The sequence below is a fragment of the Sporomusa sphaeroides DSM 2875 genome, from assembly GCF_001941975.2.
Lineage (GTDB): Bacteria > Bacillota > Negativicutes > Sporomusales > Sporomusaceae > Sporomusa > Sporomusa sphaeroides.
The window spans coordinates 2,102,134-2,122,407 of record NZ_CP146991.1; the positions used below are offsets into that span (position 1 = coordinate 2,102,134).

A 20,274-nucleotide genomic window follows, 5' to 3' on the forward strand; every position below is an offset into this window, starting at 1 on the left:
TTTATTCAGTTTAATAAAACTGGCGGCCGTCATGCTATTGGTTTTAACAAATGCGTTCTTTGTGCTGGCTGAATTTTCACTGGTGAAAATTCGGAAAACCAGGCTGGAAGAACTGGCTCATCAAGGCAATGGCCGGGCTAAAATAGCTTTAAAAGTAGTAAACTCATTTGACACATATCTGGGAGCAACCCAACTGGGTATTACACTGACATCTTTGGCGCTGGGATGGCTGGGGGAATCGGCCATATCTGCTTTGATAGGTCCCCTGTTACTCAATTATATTCCGGTTTCCGAGTGGCTGATTTCTACCATAAGTATTGTCATCGGTTTTATGACCATTGTTTTCCTGCACATTGTTTTAGGAGAACTTGTGCCAAAATCAATGGCTATTCAACATCCGGAGAATCTGGCATTGGCTTGTGCCTGGCCGCTATATATTTTTCACAAGGCCGGATATCTGTTTATCTTGCTGTGTAATCAAGCGGCCAAGTCGATTTTGGGGTTAATGGGGATTAAGGCTGCTAACCAAGCAGAACTGACTCACTCGGAGGAAGAACTGCGGATGATTGTAAGCGCCAGTCACCGCGGCGGGGTACTCAATCAGATGGAAAGCGAATTAATTGATAATGTTTTCGATTTTGCTGATCGTTTGGCAAGGGAAATCATGGTACCGCGCCAGGATATGATCTGCTTGTTTGCTGATGATTCATTTGAAGAAAATATGCGAGTGGTTAGAGAAACCGGCCATACCCGATATCCGCTTTGTCTGGAGGATAAGGATCATATTATTGGCATGATTCATATTCGCGATATAATGGATTTTGATTTGCTTGTAAATAATAAAAAAGATTTAACCGCCATTGTGCGCGAAATATTGGTGGTTCCCGAAGGCATGTCGGTAGCTCACTTATTGCAGGTTATGCGGCGTAAGCGTACCCATCTGGCTATTGTTGCGGACGAATACGGAGGCACGGCCGGACTGGTGGCGATGGAAGATGTTATTGAAGAAATCGTTGGCGATATTCAGGATGAACATGATGATGTAACTGAAGAGGTGGAAATCCAGCGTTTGCCTGACGGCAGCTATGAATTTGACGGCGGAGTACTTTTAGATGATGTAACTGAACTCTTAAATATCCGGTTGGATGAACATGAGGAAGACACCCTTGGCGGCTACATCTTCGGCATGTTGGGACGGCGTCCTGAGGCCGGTGACAAGGTGGATATCGGTGACTATTCCTTTGAGGTGCTGCATGTTAACGGTTTTAGGATTGTAAGAGTTAAGGCTGTGCCGCTTTTGCCGCTGCAAGCAGTGGCAGAAGCGTAATATAATAGGTTTTTGTGGCTAATCCTGCTTGTCAATATCGTGTGAAGGGATGATGTCGAGTGTTATTACGGGAAACCATGTGGGAGATTTTCTTTAGTACCGGTAATATCGATGCTTACCTTGCTTATCGTGCATGTCAAGATTGTCCTGGCAATACCTCTGAACCGGCGGATGAATCCACAGAACCGATGCTTTTACCAGCAAATTTTTCAAATCATGGATTACGTGAGGCTAGATGGCAGTAGAGTATCAGACAGAAGCCATTCTGTTGGCAGCACGCGATTGGAGCGTTGCCGACAGAGTGGTCACTTTATTTTCACGTGAATATGGAATCATAAGAGCTATGGCCTATGGTGCCCGTAAACCTAAAAGCAAGCTGGGAGGAGGCCTCCAGCCATTTACCCACTTGTCTCTGGCAATGACTGCCGGAAAAGGCATGGATGCGGTAAAACAATGTGAAGTGCAAACTTCTTTCCGGGAAATCAGAGAAGATTTAACCAAACTGGCATACGCTAATTTCATTGCCGAACTGGCAACAGGGTTATGGCCAGAGCGGCAGCCTGAAGCTGCGGCATATGATACCTTGCTGGCGGTTTTTCGTTTGCTTGCCGTTCGCAACCCGCGTATTTCGGCCCTGGCAGGGGCATGGCAGCTATTAGCCTTAGCCGGTTTTCAACCTGAGTATGAGCGGTGCGCGCAATGTGGCAAAAAACTAATTTTCCCAGTTAGCTTTAGTTTTGCTGCCGGTGGCAGCACTTGTGCCGAATGCAGCCTGGCGAATGACCCTGTTTTTCCCCAGGCCGACCAAAAGTTTTTAGAACAAGTATGCACTCTTGATTTAGATAATCCAGGGCAGTTTGCTGTTAATGCCAGAATCCTGGTAAATATCGAAACCTTGCTGTATGGGTTTGTCCGACACCAATTAGAGCGCCCTTTAAAGTCACTGGAGTTCATTAACCGGATTAACTCCTTATAATAAAGAATAGCTTTGCTGTAATAAGGAGAAACTAAGCAAAACTGCTTGGGGGATTATGACATGGATATTACCTTGGAGAAAATCGACCTGATTAGAGAACGCACAAGTGTTTCGTACCGGGAAGCCAAAGAGGCTTTGGAACGTAATCAGGGCAATGTGATTGATACTCTAATTGAACTTGAGGGCTTAACCAAAACTGATGGGAAGTGGACAGAGGAATTTTCAGTACGTTCTACTGAGGTTATTGATAAGGTCAAAGAACTCATTCGGGAAGGTAATGTCAATAAAATACGCGTGAAGCATGAAGGCAGGGTGTTGGCTGAAATACCGGTTGCCTTAGGTGCCATCGGTGCTGTAGTGCTGCCGCAATTGGCTGCTCTGGGTGTATTAGTGGCTGTGTTCAAACGTTGTACTATCGAGGTAGTACGCCAGGAACCTGATGCCGATGACACTGATGAAGCCGAAGCCGCCAAGGCTGATTTCCCTAAAGATGTGTTTTAGTATTTGACAAACCTGAGGACATTTGTTATTCTGGTAAAAAAGTATACAATGAGGCAATGCGGGAAATAAGTAACCTTGCCGTACAGCGAACCGGGGAGAGTGTAAGCCCGGTATTATCAAGGTGAAAGGCCTTCCCAAGCCGCAGGAGGAAATCGTCAGAGAGTAAAACCTGCAATAGATTAAGGCGGGGCGCTTCTATGTGCCCAATCAGGGTGGAACCGCGGGAATAACATCTCGTCCCTGTAACTTGATTAAAGTTACTGGGACAAGATGTTTTTATTTTTTTAGGAGGGAATTCTATGACATTCCAGGAGATAATCCTGACATTGCAAAATTTTTGGGCAGAACAAAACTGCATTATTCAGCAGCCTTATGACGTAGAAAAGGGTGCAGGTACGATGAATCCGGCGACTTTTTTACGGGCGCTCGGGCCTGAGCCGTGGAATGTGGCCTATGTTGAGCCATCACGCCGCCCGGCTGACGGACGGTATGGGGATAATCCCAACCGTTTATTCCAGCATCATCAGTATCAGGTTATTATGAAACCTTCACCGGCGAATATTCAGGAATTATATTTAGCCAGTTTGGCGAAACTGGGAATTGAGCCGGAAAAACACGACATCCGCTTCGTGGAAGACAACTGGGAATCCCCTACTTTGGGGGCCTGGGGTTTGGGCTGGGAAGTGTGGCTGGACGGTATGGAAATTACTCAGTTTACTTATTTTCAGCAAGTGGGCAGTATTGATGTTAAACCAGTATCTGTAGAAATTACCTATGGACTGGAACGCTTGGCCATGTATATTCAGGGCAAGGAAAATGTCTTTGATATTGAATGGGTAAATGGTATTACCTATGGTGATGTTTTTCATCGCAATGAAGTGGAACAATCCCATTATAATTTTGAAATTGCCGATACTGAGCTATTATTCAAGCTGTTTGATTTGTACGAAAAAGAAGCCATTCGTATTGTTGAATTGGGTTATGTATTGCCGGCATATGATTATGTGCTAAAATGTTCCCACAGTTTTAATCTGCTTGATGCCCGCGGCGCCATCAGCGTTAGTGAACGTACCGCCTTTATCGGCAGGGTACGGAATCTGGCCCGTCTGTGCGCGCAAGGTTATCTGGAGCAGCGGGAAAATCTCGGCTATCCGCTCCTAAAGGGAGGTAAATAAGCCATGAGCAAAGATCTACTCTTGGAAATTGGAACAGAAGAAATTCCTGCGAAATTTATGCCAGGTGCATTGGCACAATTAGAAAATATAACGAAAACCAAATTGGCGGAACTTAGAATTGCCCACGGCGAGGTCAGGACTGTCGGCACGCCGCGGCGTTTGGCTGTTATCATCAGAGCGGTTGCCGGCAGTCAAGCAGACAAACATAGCGAAAATAAAGGACCATCTGTTAAAATAGCGTTTGCTGAAGATGGCACCCCTACCAAAGCCGCTTTGGGGTTTGCCCGGGGACAGGGTGTTGATCCTTCGGCGCTTGTGGTTAAAGATGGTTATATATACGCTGTTGTCCAGGAAGTAGGTCGGCAGACAACCGAACTTCTGCCAGAACTGTTAACCGATATTATCAATCATTTATCTTTCCCCAAAAGTATGCGCTGGGGACATCTGGATATGCGTTTTGCCCGTCCTATCCGCTGGGTGGTAGCTTTGTTTGGCAGCGAAGTGGTGCCTTTCACTCTGCCGGGAGTAACTTCCGGCAACATGACGCGCGGGCATCGTTTCCTGGGTAAGGCTGAAATCGAAGTGAATTCGGTGGAAGATTACTTTTCCCGGCTTGACGAAAACTACGTTATGGTTGACCCGGATGTACGCCGCCGCGTAATCAGGGAGCAAATTGAAACTTTAGCGCTGAGCCGGGGAGGAACAGCGACCATTGATGCAGAACTTTTGGAAGAAGTAGTTCATTTAGTGGAATATCCCACAGCCTTATGCGGCAGTTTTGAAGAAAAATATCTTAGTTTACCGCCGGAGGCTATTATTACTCCCATGCGTGAGCATCAGCGGTATTTTCCCGTAACCGGCAAAGATGGCAAGCTTTTACCAATGTTTATTACCGTAAGGAATGGCGGTGCCGAGCATATTGACATTGTTTGCCACGGAAACGAGCGGGTATTGAAGGCCAGATTGGCTGACGCCAGGTTCTTTTTTGAAGAAGACCAAAAAGTAGCTTTGACCGACCGGGTGGAGAAACTAAAATCCATAGTATTCCAGGAAGGCTTGGGTACACTCTATGATAAAGTACTGCGTTTAGAACGTTTGGCGGCTGCTATTGGACAGATGCAGGGAATCAGCCAGGAGGAGCTTACTATCGTTAACCGGGGAGCACATCTGGCAAAAGCTGATTTAGTGACAGGCATGGTCTGTGAATTTACCGAACTCCAAGGTATCATGGGGCGGGAATATGCGCTGCTGCATGGCGAAAATCCGGCAGTTGCCCAAGCGATATTTGAGCATTACCTGCCACGGTTTGCCGGTGACATGCTGCCGCAAACAACCGCAGGACGATTAATCAGCATAGCTGATAAGATGGATAATATTGTGGCTACGTTCAGCCGGGGCCTCATTCCCACAGGTTCACAGGACCCGTACGCACTCAGGCGTCAGGCGCTGGGTATTGTACATATTTTAATTGAAGCCAAGTATCCTGTTTCTTTAACAGCGATAGCCGCTCAGGCTATGGATTTATTGGGTATAAGCGATAGTGAGCGGAAGACTAAACTGTTGGCAGACATACAAGATTTTTTCCGTCTGCGGATAAAAAATGTTCTAACAGATGAAGCGTTAAAGTATGATATGATCGATGCCGTATTAGCAGTAGGTGTTGATGATATCTATGATACCTGGTTAAGGGCAAAAGCCATGGCTGTCGAAGGCGGAACTATCGCTATGCAAAAAGCAGTGCAGGCGCTGATTCGTGTCGGAAATTTAGCGAAGAATGCCAGCTCAGAGACTATTGATCCAGGTTTGTTTACAGCCGAGGCTGAACACGCTTTATACAAAGCGTACATCGATGCCCGGGCAGCTGTTGCCAAGCATGAAGCCGAAAAAAATTATCAGGGTGTGCTCACCGTACTGGCCGCTATGGCTGCACCAATTGATGCATTTTTCGGAGCCGTCATGGTTATGGTGGAAGATACGGCTGTCAAAAACAACCGTCTGGCGTTACTAAAAGCCATTTCCGGCCTATCCGCACATACCGCTGATTTAACGAAAATTGTCGTAATATAGTTATTTTTCGCCTGTAGGGAAAATGCGGCTTATGTAGCCTTTCTATCAGCAAAAAGGGGGGGCAGTTATTGGGTTTAACGCCGCGGCAAGAAAAAATTGCTGAGATGGTCAGAACATTAGGCCCGATTACCGGGGAACAAATTGCTGAACGTCTTAGTGTAACCAGAGCCGCCCTTAGGCCTGATTTAGCTATCCTGGTGATGTCCGGTATGGTAGAAGCCCGACCCAAGGTGGGCTACTACTATACCGGCAAAAATACTCTAAGCTTGCTAACTGAACAAGTTAACAGGATAAAAGTTAAGGATGTGCAATCAGTGCCTGTTGTTGTCACCACTGGCACAAGCGCCTATGATGCTGTTGTCACTATGTTCCTGGAAGATGTCGGTTCAGTATATGTTGTTGAACCAGGCGGCATTTTAGGTGGAGTGGTTTCGCGTAAAGATGTGCTTAAGGTGGCTATGGGTGGAAGCGACCTGCATAAAATGCCTGTAAAGGTACTTATGACACCGGTGACGAAAATAATTACAACAACTCCGGAGGAACCAATTTTAACAGCTGCCAAAAAAATTATTGACAACGAGGTGGATAGTCTGCCGGTTGTTGTTCCGGCTAACCTGCAGGGCAACAAAGTTCATGAGCATGAAGTAGTCGGGCGTCTAACTAAAACCAATATTACCAGAGTGTTTGTTGAAATTGGCGAAGGACGAGGAGGAGACAGTTATGGCTAAGCTGCCGATTATTTATGCATTATCAGATTCTCTTGGTGAAACGGCTGAAATGGTGGCTCGCGCTACGGCTAGTCAGTTTAATTCCAGTGAATTTGATATTATCCGGATACCTTATATCAACTCGGTGGAACAAATTGCCGAAACAGTGCAGGAAGCAGCCAACCATTCTTGTGTTATTTGTCATACCTTAGTTTCTCCTGATTTGCGTGAGGCATTATTAGAACAGGCCAAAGAACATAATATTCCGACAATCGATATTATGGGTCCGATGATTGCTGCAGTGCAAGACATCAGTGGCATAACTCCCAGATTAAAACCAGGGCTTATTCATAAACTTGACCAGGAATATTTTAAACGGGTGGAAGCGGTAGAGTTTGCCGTAAAGTATGATGACGGCAAAAACCCCTGGGGGTTGCTAAAAGCCGATATTGTAATTCTTGGTGTTTCGCGCACCTCAAAAACCCCGCTAAGCATGTATTTGGCTCATAAAAAAGTCAAAGTAGCCAATGTGCCGCTTGTGCCGGAAATACCGCCGCCGCAGGAGCTCTTTCAAGTACCGCCTCATCGCACAGTTGGCCTGATTATTGACAAGTTCAAGCTTAATGAAATTCGCAGTGAACGCCTCAAAACAATGGGATTAGGGCCTGATGCCAGCTATGCCAATATTGAGCGGATACACGAGGAGCTTGACTATGCCCGGTCGATTATGCGCCGAGTGCAGTGCCCGATAATTGATGTATCCAATAAAGCTATCGAAGAGACGGCAAACCGGATATTGGAAATTGTTCAGAAAAACAAATTAGCCAATTTGTAAAAAAAATGACGTTTTACGCCAAATAGTAAAAATCCCTGGTACGCATTGCGGCCAGGGATTTTCTTAATCACTTTAAATCATTTTAAAGGAAACTATTAAGTTTGACATTATAGCTGACAGAATCAGCTGACCAATGGCTGCCGTTTTGAGCTACATTAACATTGCCGTTAAAAACAGCTATTTTGGTACGCCAGTTAAATTCCACAGTATCGGCTGTGATAGCTAATCCGTTGCGGGACAGGTTAACGCCACCGTCAATTTTTGCCTTATCCTTAGTGCCGTAGACATATACACTGTCACCGGTAAAATGCACATCATTCTCAGTTACGGTGATGCCGCCCGAACCCCAGATTTCCAGTGAAACCGGGTTAACTTTTGCCTGGCCGGCAGTTATTATCCGGTTTTTCATCTCAATGCGGACGTTGCCATTTAGAACATAAAGACCGGTACTAATATCAAAATATGTACGATCAGCTGTTACTACCGGTTTTGCTGCCGCTGCCAGGCCTGTGAAAAGTACTAAGATTAAAAGAGTGGATAAAAATATTTTGCTTCTCATCCGTTACGCCCCTTTCTATTATATTATTATAACAAATTATTCGGAGTTGTGCTCTGCCAAAATGTGTAATACTGAGAAAAACTAGTCTCATAAAGGGAAATAATGTATAATATATAGAAAAGGAGGCTGAACATATGAAAATTCGTGAGCGCATTGAAGAACAAGAATTTAAAATATTATCCAGTTATGCTGCAAAAAGCCGGGAAGCCGTCCGGGATCATGAAGAACCGCTTTGTGATTTTCGTACAGCCTTTCAACGGGACCGGGATCGCGTGATTCATAGTAAAGCCTTCAGACGTCTTAAACATAAAACGCAAGTGTATATATCTCCTGGTGACCATTACCGTATGCGCATGACGCACAGTTTGGAGGTTGCGCAAATATCCCGGACCATTGCCCGTGGACTCAGGCTTAATGAAGATTTGACAGAAGCCATCGCGTTGGGGCATGATGTCGGACATACTCCTTTTGGACATGCAGGGGAATACGCCTTACGTGACCTTATCGGGCGTTATCATCATAATGAACAAAGCTTACGAGTGGTAGAGCATTTGGAACGGAACGGACAAGGGCTTAACTTGACTGCCGAAGTAAGAGATGGAATTTTAAACCATACAGGCGAAAATAAACCCTTTACGCTTGAGGGTAATATCGTTTGCTACGGCGACCGTATCGCCTATTTGTGTCATGATTATGATGACGGTATTAGGGCCGGCATGCTCAAACCGGTAGATTTACCGGCAAAGGTTTCTAAGGTACTCGGTTCAAACCCCTCCAGCATGATAACTGTTATGGTGTCAGATATTATTACAGAGTCTGATGGAAAAAATGAAATTATTATGTCCGGCCGGGTTAAAGACGCCATGAACGAATTCCGTTCATTCATGTTTAGCAGGATTTATCGTTCAGATGCGCTTGAACCTGACCGGAAAAAGGCTATGTACGTTATTAGCAAACTTTTTGAATCTTACATGTCCGCTCCTGGCAATTTGCCACAGGAATTTTTAGAACGTGAAGAACGATGGGGGCTGCAAACCATTGTTGTTGACTATATTGCCGGTTTGACGGATTTGTATGCCATTAAGCAGTTTGAAAAATTATTTATCCCTGCTACCTGGGGGATACCAAAATAGTCAGCAGAGCTTACACATTAGGCTCTGTTTTTTATCCTAACAGAAAGTAAACTTTCTTAAAACAGGATCAACATCGGCTTGTGCCGTTGCCAGAGGCTCGCACAAGCCGTGTTTTCTTTCTAAACAAATATTATCAGTTTTGTCAAGATGTAAAAGAGGAATTTTGTCATTTATATTGAATAATAATTACTAAAGTGACTGCTGAAAAACACGGTTGCACTGAACTATGCATAAACAACTTTCTATATTTGCTGTTTTTTGGCAGGAATATTACTCTTAATGCAGAATTAAGTCAGATGTTGGAACTATTTGCAGAATCATGTATTAAAAACACAGCAGGAGAATTTGCTCATTGCCTGGATAAGGTGAGTTTATGAAAGATGCGATTTTCGATGATTTTATCGATAGGTTGCGCTCGGAAAGTGATATTGTCAGTATTGTCTCAGACTATGTTGCGTTAAAAAAGAAAGGGAAAAATTACTGGGGATGCTGTCCTTTCCATAACGAGAAGACACCTTCGTTTTCGGTAACTCCGGATAAAGGTTTTTTCTATTGTTTTGGTTGTCAGAGCGGTGGCAATGTTTTCAATTTCCTCATGAAAGTTGAAAGCATTACTTTTTTTGAAGCGGTAAAGCTCTTGGCGAAAAAACTTAACATTCCTATGCCGGAAAAGGAAAAATCCCCGCGCGAGCAAGCCCGGGATCAGGAAATAGCCAAAATATATCAGGTAAACGAGTTAGCCAGAGATTTTTTTCATTCCTGTCTAACCAAAACCAATTATGGTAAACCGGCCCGTGATTATCTGACCAGTCGTGGCATAACTGCTGAATGTATTGATTTTTTTAAACTAGGGTTTGCACCACCATTCTGGGATAAACTATCATCAGCATTCAGTGAAAGAGGCATTACTCTTGATATACTGCTGAAATCAGGGCTGTGTGCTGCCCGGACATCAGGAGATGGCGTTTACGATCGATTCCGTAACCGTATTATGTTTCCGATAAGCGATGTAAGAGGCCGGATTGTAGGTTTCGGTGGCAGAGTTTTGGATGATACTCAGCCTAAATACCTTAATTCACCGGAAACTCAAGTTTTTAATAAGCGCCAGGTACTATACGGCATTGAGAGTGCATATAAGCCTATTCGCGACTTAGGCAAGGTGGTTATTGTTGAAGGTTATCTGGATGCTATCATGCTGTATACTCATGGCATCAAAAATGTAGTGGCATCCCTGGGGACAGCTTTTACACCAGAACAGGCCAGAACCCTCCTGAAACTTAATAACCTTAATACTGAGCTTTTGTTTTCCTATGACAGCGATGCAGCCGGCCAGAATGCAACCCTGCGGGCGCTCAATACTGTGCGGGCGTTAGGCGCAGCTATCAGGGTAGTAACAATACCAGATGGTAAGGATCCGGATGAGTTTATTAGGAAACATGGCAGTGCAGCCTTTGAAGAGTTACTAGCAGCAGCACAGTCTCTGTTGGATTATCAGCTTGACCAAGCGTTAAAATCAGATGATTATTCTACTGTTCAAGGCAAAATTGCTGTTGTTGGCAAACTGGCACCCATTTTGGCCGAGGCAGATAATGCAGTAGAAATCAATGCTCATATTACACGGTTATCTCAGATACTTGCTGTTGATGAAAGCGCTTTACGGAGCGAAATAACAAAATATATAGTTCAGCTTAAAAAGGATAAAAATGTAAAAAACGGGAAAACTATAAACATTGCCTTCTTATATAAACAACCGGCACCAGCAGTAGTTCAGGCTGAACGTCAACTGATTCGTTTGATGTGCGATGATTTATCACTGGTTCCTTATGTATTTGCAAAAATTTTTCCACAAGAATTTCAGGGCGTTTTGCAACAAGAGATAATTAATTTGATATTTAATGCGTATAATATGGAAAAAAATATTACACAGGCAGAACTAAATACAGTTGTAAATAGCTTAAGTGAAAAAGCCAATAACGAATTTTCACATATTATGTTAATGGAAATACAGTTTGAGGATGTAGTCAAATTAGTAGATGATTGTATAAAAACCATTAGGTTAGCTCATTTAACAACATTGTACGAACAACACCGGCTGATGGCCGACGAATTAGAACGCATGGGGGATAGTAGCTTTCTGCAGGAACTGGCGGAAAGTCAGCGAATTAAACATGAAATTAGCAAATTGCATCACTAATAAGCAGGTATGGATAAATCAACTACTATCGATTGCCACGGGAAGGGGGGAAAACTATGGCCGATAAGAAAAATACTTCAGGCGAGCATGTCAATGAGCTATTGCATAAAGGAAAAAAACGCGGTGTGTTAACATATGCCGAAATTATGGATACTATGCAGACCGATGATATGAGTCCTGATGAAATTGATGATATGTATGAAATCTTTAGCAATAAAGGTATTGAAATTGTTGATGATGCCCCGGACAGTGAATTGATTGAAGGCCCTGACATGGCTGAGATTGAATCCACAGCCGAAGAAGTAGATATAGATCTCACCATTCCTGAAGGCATTAACATCGATGACCCTGTTCGTATGTACCTTAAGGAAATTGGCCGGGTACCGCTCTTAACCGCTGATGAAGAAGTGAAACTGGCAAAGCGTATGGAGCAAGGAGACGAGGAGGCCAAACGCCGGCTTGCAGAAGCTAATTTACGACTGGTTGTAAGTATTGCCAAGCGGTATGTTGGCAGGGGGATGCTGTTCCTTGATCTTATTCAAGAAGGTAATTTGGGACTAATTAAGGCTGTAGAAAAATTCGACTACAACAAGGGCTATAAATTTAGCACATATGCTACCTGGTGGATACGCCAGGCCATAACCAGAGCTATTGCCGACCAGGCTCGTACTATCCGTATTCCAGTGCACATGGTGGAAACCATCAACAAGCTCATTCGCGTGTCACGCCAGCTGCTGCAAGAACTTGGGCGTGAACCATCGCCGGAAGAAGTTGCCAAAGCTATGGATGTTAGTGTCGAGCGGGTACGGGAAATTATGAAAATCGCGCAGGAACCTGTATCATTGGAAACGCCTATTGGTGAAGAAGAAGATTCTCATTTAGGCGACTTTATTGAAGACCAGGACGCGCCTGCTCCTGCTGAAGCAGCATCATTTATGTTGCTTAAGGAACAGCTGGAGGAAGTGCTTGAAACACTTACTCCGCGTGAAGAGAAAGTGCTGCGTCTCAGATTTGGCCTGGATGATGGCCGGGCTCGTACTCTCGAAGAAGTGGGGCAGTATTTTGGCGTTACCCGTGAACGGATTCGCCAGATAGAAGCTAAAGCACTGAGGAAACTTCGTCATCCAAGCCGCAGTAAGAAATTAAAAGACTTCCTTGAGTAAATTTGCTAAACTACTTGACGTAATAAATACATTATCTTATAATAATTAACGTTGGCGATATTCCTCGATAGCTCAGTTGGTAGAGCAATCGGCTGTTAACCGATCGGTCGTAGGTTCGAGTCCTACTCGAGGAGCCATAAGCAGATAAGCAGAGAGCCAGATTTCTAGGAGCGACAGCGACGCGGAAATCTGTGCGAATCGCTTAGTTCCAAGCGGTAGCGCGGAACATCCTATCCTATACGTTTCTAACTATGTTTCCAAACAGGCTTTCTTCGGAAAACCTGTTTTAATCTCTCTAGGGCCTATAGCTCAGCGGTAGAGCAGCCGGCTCATAACCGGCTGGTCCCTGGTTCGATCCCAGGTGGGCCCACCATTTAGTTCTGGCCCGTTGGTCAAGCGGTTAAGACACCGCCCTTTCACGGCGGTATCAAGGGTTCGATTCCCTTACGGGTCACCATAAGCAGCGAACCAGGTTCTCGTGAGCCAATAGGCGACATGAGAACCTGATTGATAAGCAGAGAGCCAGGTTTTGGAGAGCGAAAGCGATACCAGAACCTGTGCGAATTGCTTAGTTCTGAGCGGTAGCGCAGAACATCCTTTATTCTAATTACCCGGGCGATTAGCTCAGCCGGGAGAGCGCCTGCCTTACAAGCAGGATGTCGGCAGTTCGATCCTGTCATCGCCCACCATAAAAACCTGCGAAGTTAAGCTCGCAGGTTTTTTGTTTAGTCTAATAGAATGATTTTGCGCGTCAGCGATTTTTCTTACTATATAGGAGGAAAGGATTTTTTAGCCACCAGGCGAAATAATAACAAGGACAAACCGACAGGAGGATACACAATGAAATTGGGCGAACGATTAAAAACCATTGCAGACATGGTTCCTGCCGGAGCAACTATGGCCGATATCGGTACAGATCATGCTTATTTGCCAATATATCTTGTTACCAGAAATGTTATTTCCCGCGCTATTGCCGGGGATATCCATTATGGCCCCTATCTATCGGCGAAAAACGCGGTGGAATCCCGGCAATTGGCAGAACAGGTTTCCGTACGGCAGGGGAATGGCCTTGAGGTACTTAGCCCCGGCGAAGCCGACGTCGCTGTGATTGCCGGCATGGGTGGGGCAAATATTATTGACATTTTGACATCCCGGCCAGAGGTGACGATAAGCATTAAACGCCTTATTTTACAACCCATGATTGCTGCCGCACTTGTTAGAGAATGGTTATGTATTAACAATTGGCACATCGTTGATGAACAATTGGTGGAAGAGGATGGGCGGTTATATCAGATCATTGCGGCAGAACAAGGAATAAGCCGGCAAGTGGAGCCGGTATTATATGAAATTGGACCGCTGCTCTGGCATACAAGGCATCCGCTGTTGAAACAGCATATCGAAGAATTGATCAGTCATTTGCGTGGCGTACTTTCGGCAATGGCCGGCAGTACGGAAGCCGTTAATTCTGTAAAATACAGAGAGTTTAATGGAAAACTGAAAGAATTGGAGGACAAGCTTGCATGTCTGTAAAATGCCGTGATATTATTGCCGGGCTTGAGCAGTTAGCTCCTGGTTATTTGGCAGAGGATTGGGATAATGTTGGTCTGTTGGTTGGCAGTCCGGAACAGACTATACATAAAGTCAGTGTAGCTTTGGATGTAGATATGGCGGTTATTAGTGAAGCAATCGCGGCAGGCGCTGACATGATTGTTGCCCATCACCCGCTAATATTTAAAAAAATTTCGCAGCTTCGCACCGATTTGCCATTAGGAAGTATGTTGTCCACTTTAATTAAACATGGAATCGCCGTATATACCGCCCATACCAATCTTGACAGTGCGCCCGGGGGAGTGAATGATGTACTGGCCCAGAAACTCAATCTGCTGGCTATTGCGCCGCTGACGACGGTTTATCAGGAGCCGCTGCACAAGCTGGCAGTTTTTGTTCCTGCCTCCCATGTCGAACAGGTGCGCATGGCTATGACTGAAGCTGGTGCGGGGCATATTGGGAATTACAGCCATTGCACTTTTCAGACTCAGGGGATCGGCACATTTTTACCGCTTGCCGGGACTGCGCCATTTATCGGTGAACAGGGCAAGCTTGAATTTGTTGAGGAATACCGGCTGGAAACCATTGTCACAAAATCGCGGCGCTCTGAGGTGATTGCTGCTATGCTGGCGGCCCATCCTTATGAAGAAGTTGCTTACGATGAATATGTACTTAAAAATAGCGGCCTTCGTCACGGTTTGGGACGTGTTGGCCGCCTGACAGAGTCAATGCCTTTGGCAGAATTTATACAGAAGGTAAAGACGGCGTTAGCTGTTGAAGCAATTAAAGTGGCAGGTCCGGCCGATGCTGTAATTAACACTGTGGCGGTATGCGGTGGCAGCGGGGCCAGTTTGATTGAAGCCGCAAGTAAGGTGGGAGCCGATGTCCTGGTGACCGGCGATGTAAAATATCATGATGCCCAGCAGGCAATTGCTGAGGGGATGGTTATTATAGATGCCGGTCATTTTGCTACCGAACAACCGGTGGTGGAAAGTGTGGTCAGGTATTTAACCCTGTGTGCCGGCAAAAAAAACTGGAATGTACAAATTATGGCTAGTAATGTACAGCAGGATGTATTTAGATCCTATTAATACAGCTATGTCTTGACCGGAGCAACTCTTGTTTTAGTACTGCTTAGTTCTTATTGATTTAGTGTTGAACAAGTGATATAATAAATATCCGGTTGATTAACCTCTGAGTACGAAAGATGATCGCGGGTGCTTGATTGCACTCGAGGAAAGTCCGAGCTCCTTAGGGCAGGGTGCTGGATAACGTCCAGCGAGGGCGACCTCAGGGAAAGTGCCACAGAAATGCAGACCGCCTAACCTTGGTTAGGTAAGGATGGAACGGTGCGGTAAGAGCGCACCAGCAGTCAGGTGACTGACTGGCTAGGTAAACCCCACCTGGAGCAAGACCGAATAGGGAAGGGATGAAGCTGCCCGCTGAGCCTTCCGGGTTGTGTCGCTTGAGCTGTCAGGCAACTGCCGGCCCAGATAAATGATCATCACCGCTAACGCGGAACAGAACTCGGCTTATTGACTACTCAGACAAGCATAAAGAAAACACGGCTTGCGCCGAGCCTTTGGCGAAGGCACAAGCCGATGTTGCCCTTATCCAGGCGAAAGTTATACTTTCTATCAGGATAAAAAAACCCGCAAGCATTTTGGCTGCGGGTTTTGTATTATTTCCAGAATAAAATTTCCGGAGCTTTTTTAGGTACTGCCGGCGGCTTGACCTCCGGATAACCTACGATGATCGGGGCTACTGCTTCATATTCCGCCGGGACGCCGAGTTCTTCCTTGATTTCAGCCAGACTTAAAAATCTCTGGGCAAAGCCAATCCAACAGGTGCCAAGGTTTTGGCTGTGTGCTGCCAGCATAAAATTTTGTGCGGCTAAACAGCAATCCACAGTACCATTTGGAGATCCAGGCTTGGCAAAGATAATTACCAGTGACTGGGAATTGTAAAAAATATTGAAGTCAGGGTTTTCAAATGCTGCTTTATACTTGTTAAGCTGCGGAAATTTATCCAGCGATGCCAGGAGAAGTTGCTTGGTGCGGTCGGAATATTCTTTGAGCAGGGCGGCATTTTGAATTACAGCATAGGCCCAAGGCTGGGAATTCATAGCGCTGGGGGCCTGTACGGCAGCGTCGAGCAGTTTTTCAATTGTTGCTTTATCTACCTGGGCGCTGGTATAACTTCGTACTGAGCGGCGGCTATTAATGGCTTCTAATAGCTCCATGTAATCACATCCTTTTCCATGATTATAGCAATAGCATAACTGAATCAAATTCAAATGTAAAGTTTTGGGGTTGAAAACTTATTGTATTTTGGTCATACTAGTAGATGAGTTAACCTTGTTAAGGAGGAATCTTTTTGACAGCATTTATTACATCACTTACCTTTGTTATACTTGCTGAAATGGGGGATAAGACACAATTACTGGGCATGGCGTTTGCCACTCGTTATCCGTGGCCTACCGTTTTGGCCGGTGTTTTCGTAGCCACCGTTCTTAATCATCTCTTTGCTGTAGTTGTTGGTAGTTACATAACGCTATTCATGCCGTTACAATATGTGCAGATTGCTGCTGCGGCATCATTTATTATTTTTGGCTTGTGGACAATCCGGGGAGATGAACTTAACGGTGAAGATAAAGAGACTAACCGCAGCCCCTTTTGGACAGTCACTATCGCTTTTTTTATTGCAGAAATGGGAGACAAAACCCAGTTGGCCACCGTCGCACTGGCAGCTCAGTTTGCCAATCAAATCATACCTGTTTGGCTGGGAACCACAGTCGGCATGATGATTGCCAATGCCATCGGTATAGTTATTGGTGTAGTGCTAGGCAAGAAGATTCCTGAGCGATTAGTAAAATGGGTTGCCGCTAGTATCTTTATTTTCTTTGGTGTAGCCGGCTTATATGAATATTTACCGCGCCACATAGTAACGACACCTGTTATGGTAGGTGGGGTATCTGTTATCCTGTTGGCAATGCTCCTGGTTGCCAGAATGGGGCATGGGGGAAAACAGCCACATGGACAAGGGGAATGAGTAAAAATAGAAAAAAGTAATTTAGTATCTAGACAAAAGGATTTTTTATGCTATAATTAAGTACATATTTAAATATGACTGAGTCAATGGCGACTCCTTCACACCTGCAAAGTGGAGGAGTTTGTTTTTTTGCCCGAATTGGCCAGGGTCTATTGCGAGAACCTATAAGATGAATATTTTATGATGAGGTGAAGGAAATGACTAAAGATTTAGTGTATGTAATTCCTGCAGGTAAATATGGTAAAGAAGAAATTTTGAACCTGTTAACTAATCACCCGGAAATCAAGTTTGCTTCACTGGTGGGTATTGACTTGGCTGGTAATGATACCGATGAGAAGATTCCTATTGGTTTGTTCATGGAGGATATGGAAAAATTTTATGATGGCAGTGCAGTCCAGACAGATGGCTCGTCTGTTGTTCTTACCGGCATTGCAACATTAAACAACGCCAAACTGGACATGCTGGCCGATGCCAGTGTTAATTGGTTTGTAGACTATAATTATGAACATATTGATGAGGAAACCGGTAAACCTGTCGGTACTCTCCGGATTCCGGCGTTCCTGGTACATGATGGACTTAGAGTTGACTCCCGTTCCATTTTAGCGCAAAGCATGGAATATATAAAAGCGGAAATCAAGGCTCTTTTCCAAAACAATAGTAAGATTGCCGGCTTAGAACATATCAACGCTGCTGATGTAGACGATATTCTCTTTACTGCGGCCACCGAACTCGAATTCTGGGTAAAAACTCCGGCCAACAAAGCAGAAGTGGAAGAACTGTCGGCTTCCCAGGTTCTACAGGAGCAATACTGGCAGCGGACACGTGGCAATGTCCGTACTGCAATGGAACAAGCCATATTGATGATGGCCAAATATGGTCTTGAACCGGAAATGGGTCACAAGGAAGTCGGTGGCGTTAAAGCACAGATCGATGAAACCGGTCACTTAAACCATGTTATGGAACAGCTGGAGATTGACTGGAAGTTTTCTAATGCTTTGCAATGCGCAGACAATGAGCTTCAAGCCAGAATTATTGTGAAAGAAGCTTTTCGGGCAAATGGCCTGGAGGTAACCTTCAAAGCAAAACCGATAATTGGTGTTGCTGGCAGTGGTGAACATACTCATGTCGGCATTGCAGCAAAACTTAAGTCTGGAAAAGTCGTTAACCTGTTCTCGCCTTCTGATATGAAGCAGTATTTTTTAAGCGCCATTGGTTATGGTGCAATCATGGGACTCTTAAAGCATTACGAAGTCATTAACCCGTTCATTTCTTCAACCAATGACTCGCTTAATCGTTTAAAGCCCGGTTTTGAGGCACCGGTATGTATCGTAACCTCCTTAGGCCATACTCCGGCCGTGCCTTCGCGTAACAGAACCATCCTGGCGGGACTGGTACGTGATGTTAATAATCCGATGGCTACCAGATTTGAAGTTCGTTCACCGAATCCGTATACCAATACCTATATTGCAATAACGGCTATTTATATGAGCATGCTTGATGGTATTAAAGCTGCCGTAAATTCTGGCAAAACAATAGCAGAACTGGATGCCGAGCTTTCCAAAGAAGCCGGGCAAGAAGGCTTTTATCTTGAAACAGAACGGGCGTATCGCAGCGAACATGACGTATTTGATGATTATTCTGCCGAAGAGCGTAATCGCTTGTTTGGCAAACCGCCTGCCACTGTTTGGGAAAACATGCAAAATATCGAGAAATATCCGGAGAAGGTTAAAACACTTACTATTGGCGGATCTTTCCGCCCCGAACTGGTTAAGGCTTTTGTGGCTGGTGCGTTAGTTCGCTGGAAAACTGAACTGCTCAATCGCATTATTCCGGAAAATCTCGGTGTTGTAAAAGAGGCAGTACTCTTGCATAATGCTGATTGTGCCAGTGATCTTGACCTTTCCAACTGGGATAAGATTAATGCTCTCAGAGTGGGACTTGCCAAAGACTGCTTATCGCAAAAGTGTATATTTACCCGGATTAAAGAGGCTATTCAAGCAGGCGATTATGATACTGCATCAGCCCTGCAAATTGAGATGTCAGATAAGGTTAATGAATTAAAAGTACTCTATCGTGAATACAAGAAGAATATGATCCATTGTTAATAGGATATCACCTTACTAATAGTAAAAATCCCAGTGAAATTTCACTGGGATTTTTACCCATGCTGCTTTCCTTTTATTCTGAGACTAACCTGCTCTAAGGCCCCTATCTTCTACAAGCGGGAGTTCAAGAGCGGCTAAGTCCCAGGATAAGTATGTATATAATAGTGTATATATTTAATTTGCTAATTATTCACTATATTTGATAAAAAAGTCACAAAGGAAAAAGGATTTTATCCAGAAAGATGGAATATAATCCAGTATATTATGAATTTAATAAAGGGAGGACATCCACATGCAAAAAAATGCCTGTGATATGGGCAACTTGTTTAGCGACTTGGAAGGCCTGAGAATCGCTATTGATATGGAGGCACGTGGTCGCGACTTTTACAAAAAAGCATATGAGCAAGCCAAAAATCAGGAACATAAAGACTTGTTCATGTTTCTTATGAATGAAGAAATTTATCATCATGAAAAATTCACTGCACTTTATAATAAACTTAAGGAAAACAAAGATGCGGATGCCAGCGATTACCTGTTTGACCAAGAAACTTCAAAGTATTTGACAGTTCTCGCTGAGCCCCATATTTTCCCTAAAGATAAGGCAGCGCAAACTTTGCCTGAACTTAATACCATTGCCGATATTCTGAAAGCCGCTTTACAAGATGAGAAAGATTCTATTCTGTTTTATGATGCCTTAGCGAAATGTGCTAAATTTGAAGAAGCCAGAACTATATTTAACCAGTTAAAAGCTGAAGAACAGACACATGTAGTAAAACTCCGTGAAATGCTGGATGCCTGGGCGTAAGCCAGAATCGATTTAGCAAGAATATAGCGTCTATATGGATGCTATATTTTTTTGCGTCAAAAGAACTCTATCTCTGCCCTTTGCATTTTTTAGAAAAATTTTGTAAGGGAGCAGGATTTTTATAAGAA

General features: G+C 44.4%; 17 protein-coding genes, 4 tRNA genes and 1 other RNA gene. 20 read left to right on the forward strand and 2 right to left on the reverse strand.

Features of this window, described 5'->3' with window-relative positions; genetic code table 11:
* Positions 1-31 precede the first annotated feature (31 nt).
* From SPSPH_RS09680 to SPSPH_RS09710, 7 genes are all read left to right on the forward strand, one after another.
* Positions 32-1,327, forward strand: coding sequence for a hemolysin family protein (locus SPSPH_RS09680; protein WP_075755487.1), 1,296 nt, complete (start codon positions 32-34; stop codon positions 1,325-1,327).
* A 235-nt stretch (positions 1,328-1,562) separates the two neighbouring features.
* Positions 1,563-2,303 (forward strand): DNA repair protein RecO, encoded by a 741-nt coding sequence (gene recO, locus SPSPH_RS09685; RefSeq protein WP_075755489.1) that lies wholly within the window; start codon positions 1,563-1,565, stop codon positions 2,301-2,303.
* Positions 2,304-2,363: 60 nt separating this feature from the next.
* On the forward strand, positions 2,364-2,804 hold the full coding sequence (locus tag SPSPH_RS09690) for a DUF4342 domain-containing protein (RefSeq protein WP_075755491.1): 441 nt from the start codon (positions 2,364-2,366) through the stop codon (positions 2,802-2,804).
* 299 nt (positions 2,805-3,103) lie between these two features.
* The gene (glyQ, locus tag SPSPH_RS09695; RefSeq protein ID WP_075755493.1) at positions 3,104-3,979 is read left to right on the forward strand and encodes a glycine--tRNA ligase subunit alpha; all 876 of its coding nucleotides are present in this window, start codon (positions 3,104-3,106) and stop codon (positions 3,977-3,979) included.
* Positions 3,980-3,982: 3 nt separating this feature from the next.
* Positions 3,983-6,046: a glycine--tRNA ligase subunit beta gene (gene glyS, locus SPSPH_RS09700; protein ID WP_075755494.1), complete on the forward strand. Its 2,064-nt coding sequence runs from the start codon at positions 3,983-3,985 to the stop codon at positions 6,044-6,046.
* 68 nt (positions 6,047-6,114) lie between these two features.
* Positions 6,115-6,774, forward strand: coding sequence for a helix-turn-helix transcriptional regulator (locus tag SPSPH_RS09705; protein WP_075755495.1), 660 nt, complete (start codon positions 6,115-6,117; stop codon positions 6,772-6,774).
* Positions 6,767-7,588 carry a pyruvate, water dikinase regulatory protein gene (locus SPSPH_RS09710; RefSeq protein ID WP_075755496.1) on the forward strand — a complete coding sequence of 274 codons (822 nt, stop codon included), beginning with the start codon at positions 6,767-6,769 and terminating at the stop codon, positions 7,586-7,588. Before SPSPH_RS09705 ends, SPSPH_RS09710 begins: the two co-directional genes overlap by 8 nt.
* 82 nt (positions 7,589-7,670) lie before the next feature.
* On the opposite strand, the gene SPSPH_RS09715 is transcribed toward SPSPH_RS09710, so the two are convergent.
* Positions 7,671-8,147 carry an LptA/OstA family protein gene (locus SPSPH_RS09715; RefSeq protein ID WP_075755497.1) on the reverse strand — a complete coding sequence of 159 codons (477 nt, stop codon included), beginning with the start codon at positions 8,145-8,147 and terminating at the stop codon, positions 7,671-7,673.
* Positions 8,148-8,281: 134 nt separating this feature from the next.
* On the opposite strand from SPSPH_RS09715, the gene SPSPH_RS09720 reads away from it, so the two are divergent.
* From SPSPH_RS09720 to rnpB, 10 genes are all read left to right on the forward strand, one after another.
* On the forward strand, positions 8,282-9,280 hold the full coding sequence (locus SPSPH_RS09720; protein ID WP_075755498.1) for a deoxyguanosinetriphosphate triphosphohydrolase: 999 nt from the start codon (positions 8,282-8,284) through the stop codon (positions 9,278-9,280).
* 373 nt (positions 9,281-9,653) lie between these two features.
* Entirely contained in the window at positions 9,654-11,474 is a 1,821-nt protein-coding gene (gene dnaG / locus SPSPH_RS09725; protein WP_075755499.1) for a DNA primase, read from the forward strand.
* Positions 11,475-11,530: 56 nt separating this feature from the next.
* The gene (rpoD, locus tag SPSPH_RS09730; RefSeq protein ID WP_075755500.1) at positions 11,531-12,637 is read left to right on the forward strand and encodes an RNA polymerase sigma factor RpoD; all 1,107 of its coding nucleotides are present in this window, start codon (positions 11,531-11,533) and stop codon (positions 12,635-12,637) included.
* A 61-nt stretch (positions 12,638-12,698) separates the two neighbouring features.
* A tRNA-Asn gene (locus SPSPH_RS09735) sits at positions 12,699-12,774 on the forward strand.
* A 161-nt stretch (positions 12,775-12,935) separates the two neighbouring features.
* Positions 12,936-13,010: transfer RNA gene (locus SPSPH_RS09740), tRNA-Ile, on the forward strand.
* Between the two features lie 9 nt (positions 13,011-13,019).
* Positions 13,020-13,094: transfer RNA gene (locus tag SPSPH_RS09745), tRNA-Glu, on the forward strand.
* 156 nt (positions 13,095-13,250) lie between these two features.
* Positions 13,251-13,326 (forward strand) — tRNA-Val (locus tag SPSPH_RS09750).
* 151 nt (positions 13,327-13,477) lie between these two features.
* Positions 13,478-14,167 carry a tRNA (adenine(22)-N(1))-methyltransferase gene (locus tag SPSPH_RS09755; protein ID WP_075755501.1) on the forward strand — a complete coding sequence of 230 codons (690 nt, stop codon included), beginning with the start codon at positions 13,478-13,480 and terminating at the stop codon, positions 14,165-14,167.
* Positions 14,158-15,276 (forward strand): Nif3-like dinuclear metal center hexameric protein, encoded by a 1,119-nt coding sequence (locus SPSPH_RS09760; RefSeq protein ID WP_075755502.1) that lies wholly within the window; start codon positions 14,158-14,160, stop codon positions 15,274-15,276. Before SPSPH_RS09755 ends, SPSPH_RS09760 begins: the two co-directional genes overlap by 10 nt.
* A 104-nt stretch (positions 15,277-15,380) precedes the next feature.
* An RNA gene (gene rnpB, locus SPSPH_RS09765) (RNase P RNA component class A) lies at positions 15,381-15,735 on the forward strand.
* Positions 15,736-15,866: 131 nt separating this feature from the next.
* Here the strand turns inward: rnpB and SPSPH_RS09770 are convergent.
* A complete protein-coding gene (locus SPSPH_RS09770; protein WP_075755503.1) occupies positions 15,867-16,427 on the reverse strand; it encodes a nitroreductase family protein in 561 nt (186 codons plus the stop codon).
* 134 nt (positions 16,428-16,561) lie between these two features.
* Here SPSPH_RS09770 and SPSPH_RS09775 point away from each other — a divergent pair, with 134 nt between their 5' ends.
* The 3 genes from SPSPH_RS09775 (at position 16,562) to SPSPH_RS09785 (ending at position 20,146) form a co-directional block, all read left to right on the forward strand.
* Positions 16,562-17,236: a TMEM165/GDT1 family protein gene (locus tag SPSPH_RS09775; RefSeq protein ID WP_075755504.1), complete on the forward strand. Its 675-nt coding sequence runs from the start codon at positions 16,562-16,564 to the stop codon at positions 17,234-17,236.
* Between the two features lie 197 nt (positions 17,237-17,433).
* Entirely contained in the window at positions 17,434-19,341 is a 1,908-nt protein-coding gene (locus SPSPH_RS09780; RefSeq protein ID WP_075755505.1) for a glutamine synthetase, read from the forward strand.
* A 292-nt stretch (positions 19,342-19,633) separates the two neighbouring features.
* A complete protein-coding gene (locus tag SPSPH_RS09785) occupies positions 19,634-20,146 on the forward strand; it encodes a ferritin family protein (protein ID WP_075755506.1) in 513 nt (170 codons plus the stop codon).
* Positions 20,147-20,274: the final 128 nt, after the last annotated feature.

What these genes read in the sequence shown, in the direction of transcription:
- SPSPH_RS09770 (WP_075755503.1), bottom strand. Translation starts at nt 16,427, where the DNA reads ATGGAGCTATTAGAAGCCATTAATAGCCGCCGCTCAGTACGAAGTTAT.
- SPSPH_RS09680 (WP_075755487.1), top strand. Translation starts at nt 32, where the DNA reads ATGCTATTGGTTTTAACAAATGCGTTCTTTGTGCTGGCTGAATTTTCA.
- SPSPH_RS09715 (WP_075755497.1), bottom strand. Translation starts at nt 8,147, where the DNA reads ATGAGAAGCAAAATATTTTTATCCACTCTTTTAATCTTAGTACTTTTC.
- SPSPH_RS09720 (WP_075755498.1), top strand. Translation starts at nt 8,282, where the DNA reads ATGAAAATTCGTGAGCGCATTGAAGAACAAGAATTTAAAATATTATCC.
- SPSPH_RS09710 (WP_075755496.1), top strand. Translation starts at nt 6,767, where the DNA reads ATGGCTAAGCTGCCGATTATTTATGCATTATCAGATTCTCTTGGTGAA.
- glyS (WP_075755494.1), top strand. Translation starts at nt 3,983, where the DNA reads ATGAGCAAAGATCTACTCTTGGAAATTGGAACAGAAGAAATTCCTGCG.
- SPSPH_RS09755 (WP_075755501.1), top strand. Translation starts at nt 13,478, where the DNA reads ATGAAATTGGGCGAACGATTAAAAACCATTGCAGACATGGTTCCTGCC.
- SPSPH_RS09785 (WP_075755506.1), top strand. Translation starts at nt 19,634, where the DNA reads ATGCAAAAAAATGCCTGTGATATGGGCAACTTGTTTAGCGACTTGGAA.
- SPSPH_RS09690 (WP_075755491.1), top strand. Translation starts at nt 2,364, where the DNA reads ATGGATATTACCTTGGAGAAAATCGACCTGATTAGAGAACGCACAAGT.
- SPSPH_RS09780 (WP_075755505.1), top strand. Translation starts at nt 17,434, where the DNA reads ATGACTAAAGATTTAGTGTATGTAATTCCTGCAGGTAAATATGGTAAA.
- glyQ (WP_075755493.1), top strand. Translation starts at nt 3,104, where the DNA reads ATGACATTCCAGGAGATAATCCTGACATTGCAAAATTTTTGGGCAGAA.
- SPSPH_RS09760 (WP_075755502.1), top strand. Translation starts at nt 14,158, where the DNA reads ATGTCTGTAAAATGCCGTGATATTATTGCCGGGCTTGAGCAGTTAGCT.
- recO (WP_075755489.1), top strand. Translation starts at nt 1,563, where the DNA reads ATGGCAGTAGAGTATCAGACAGAAGCCATTCTGTTGGCAGCACGCGAT.
- dnaG (WP_075755499.1), top strand. Translation starts at nt 9,654, where the DNA reads ATGAAAGATGCGATTTTCGATGATTTTATCGATAGGTTGCGCTCGGAA.
- rpoD (WP_075755500.1), top strand. Translation starts at nt 11,531, where the DNA reads ATGGCCGATAAGAAAAATACTTCAGGCGAGCATGTCAATGAGCTATTG.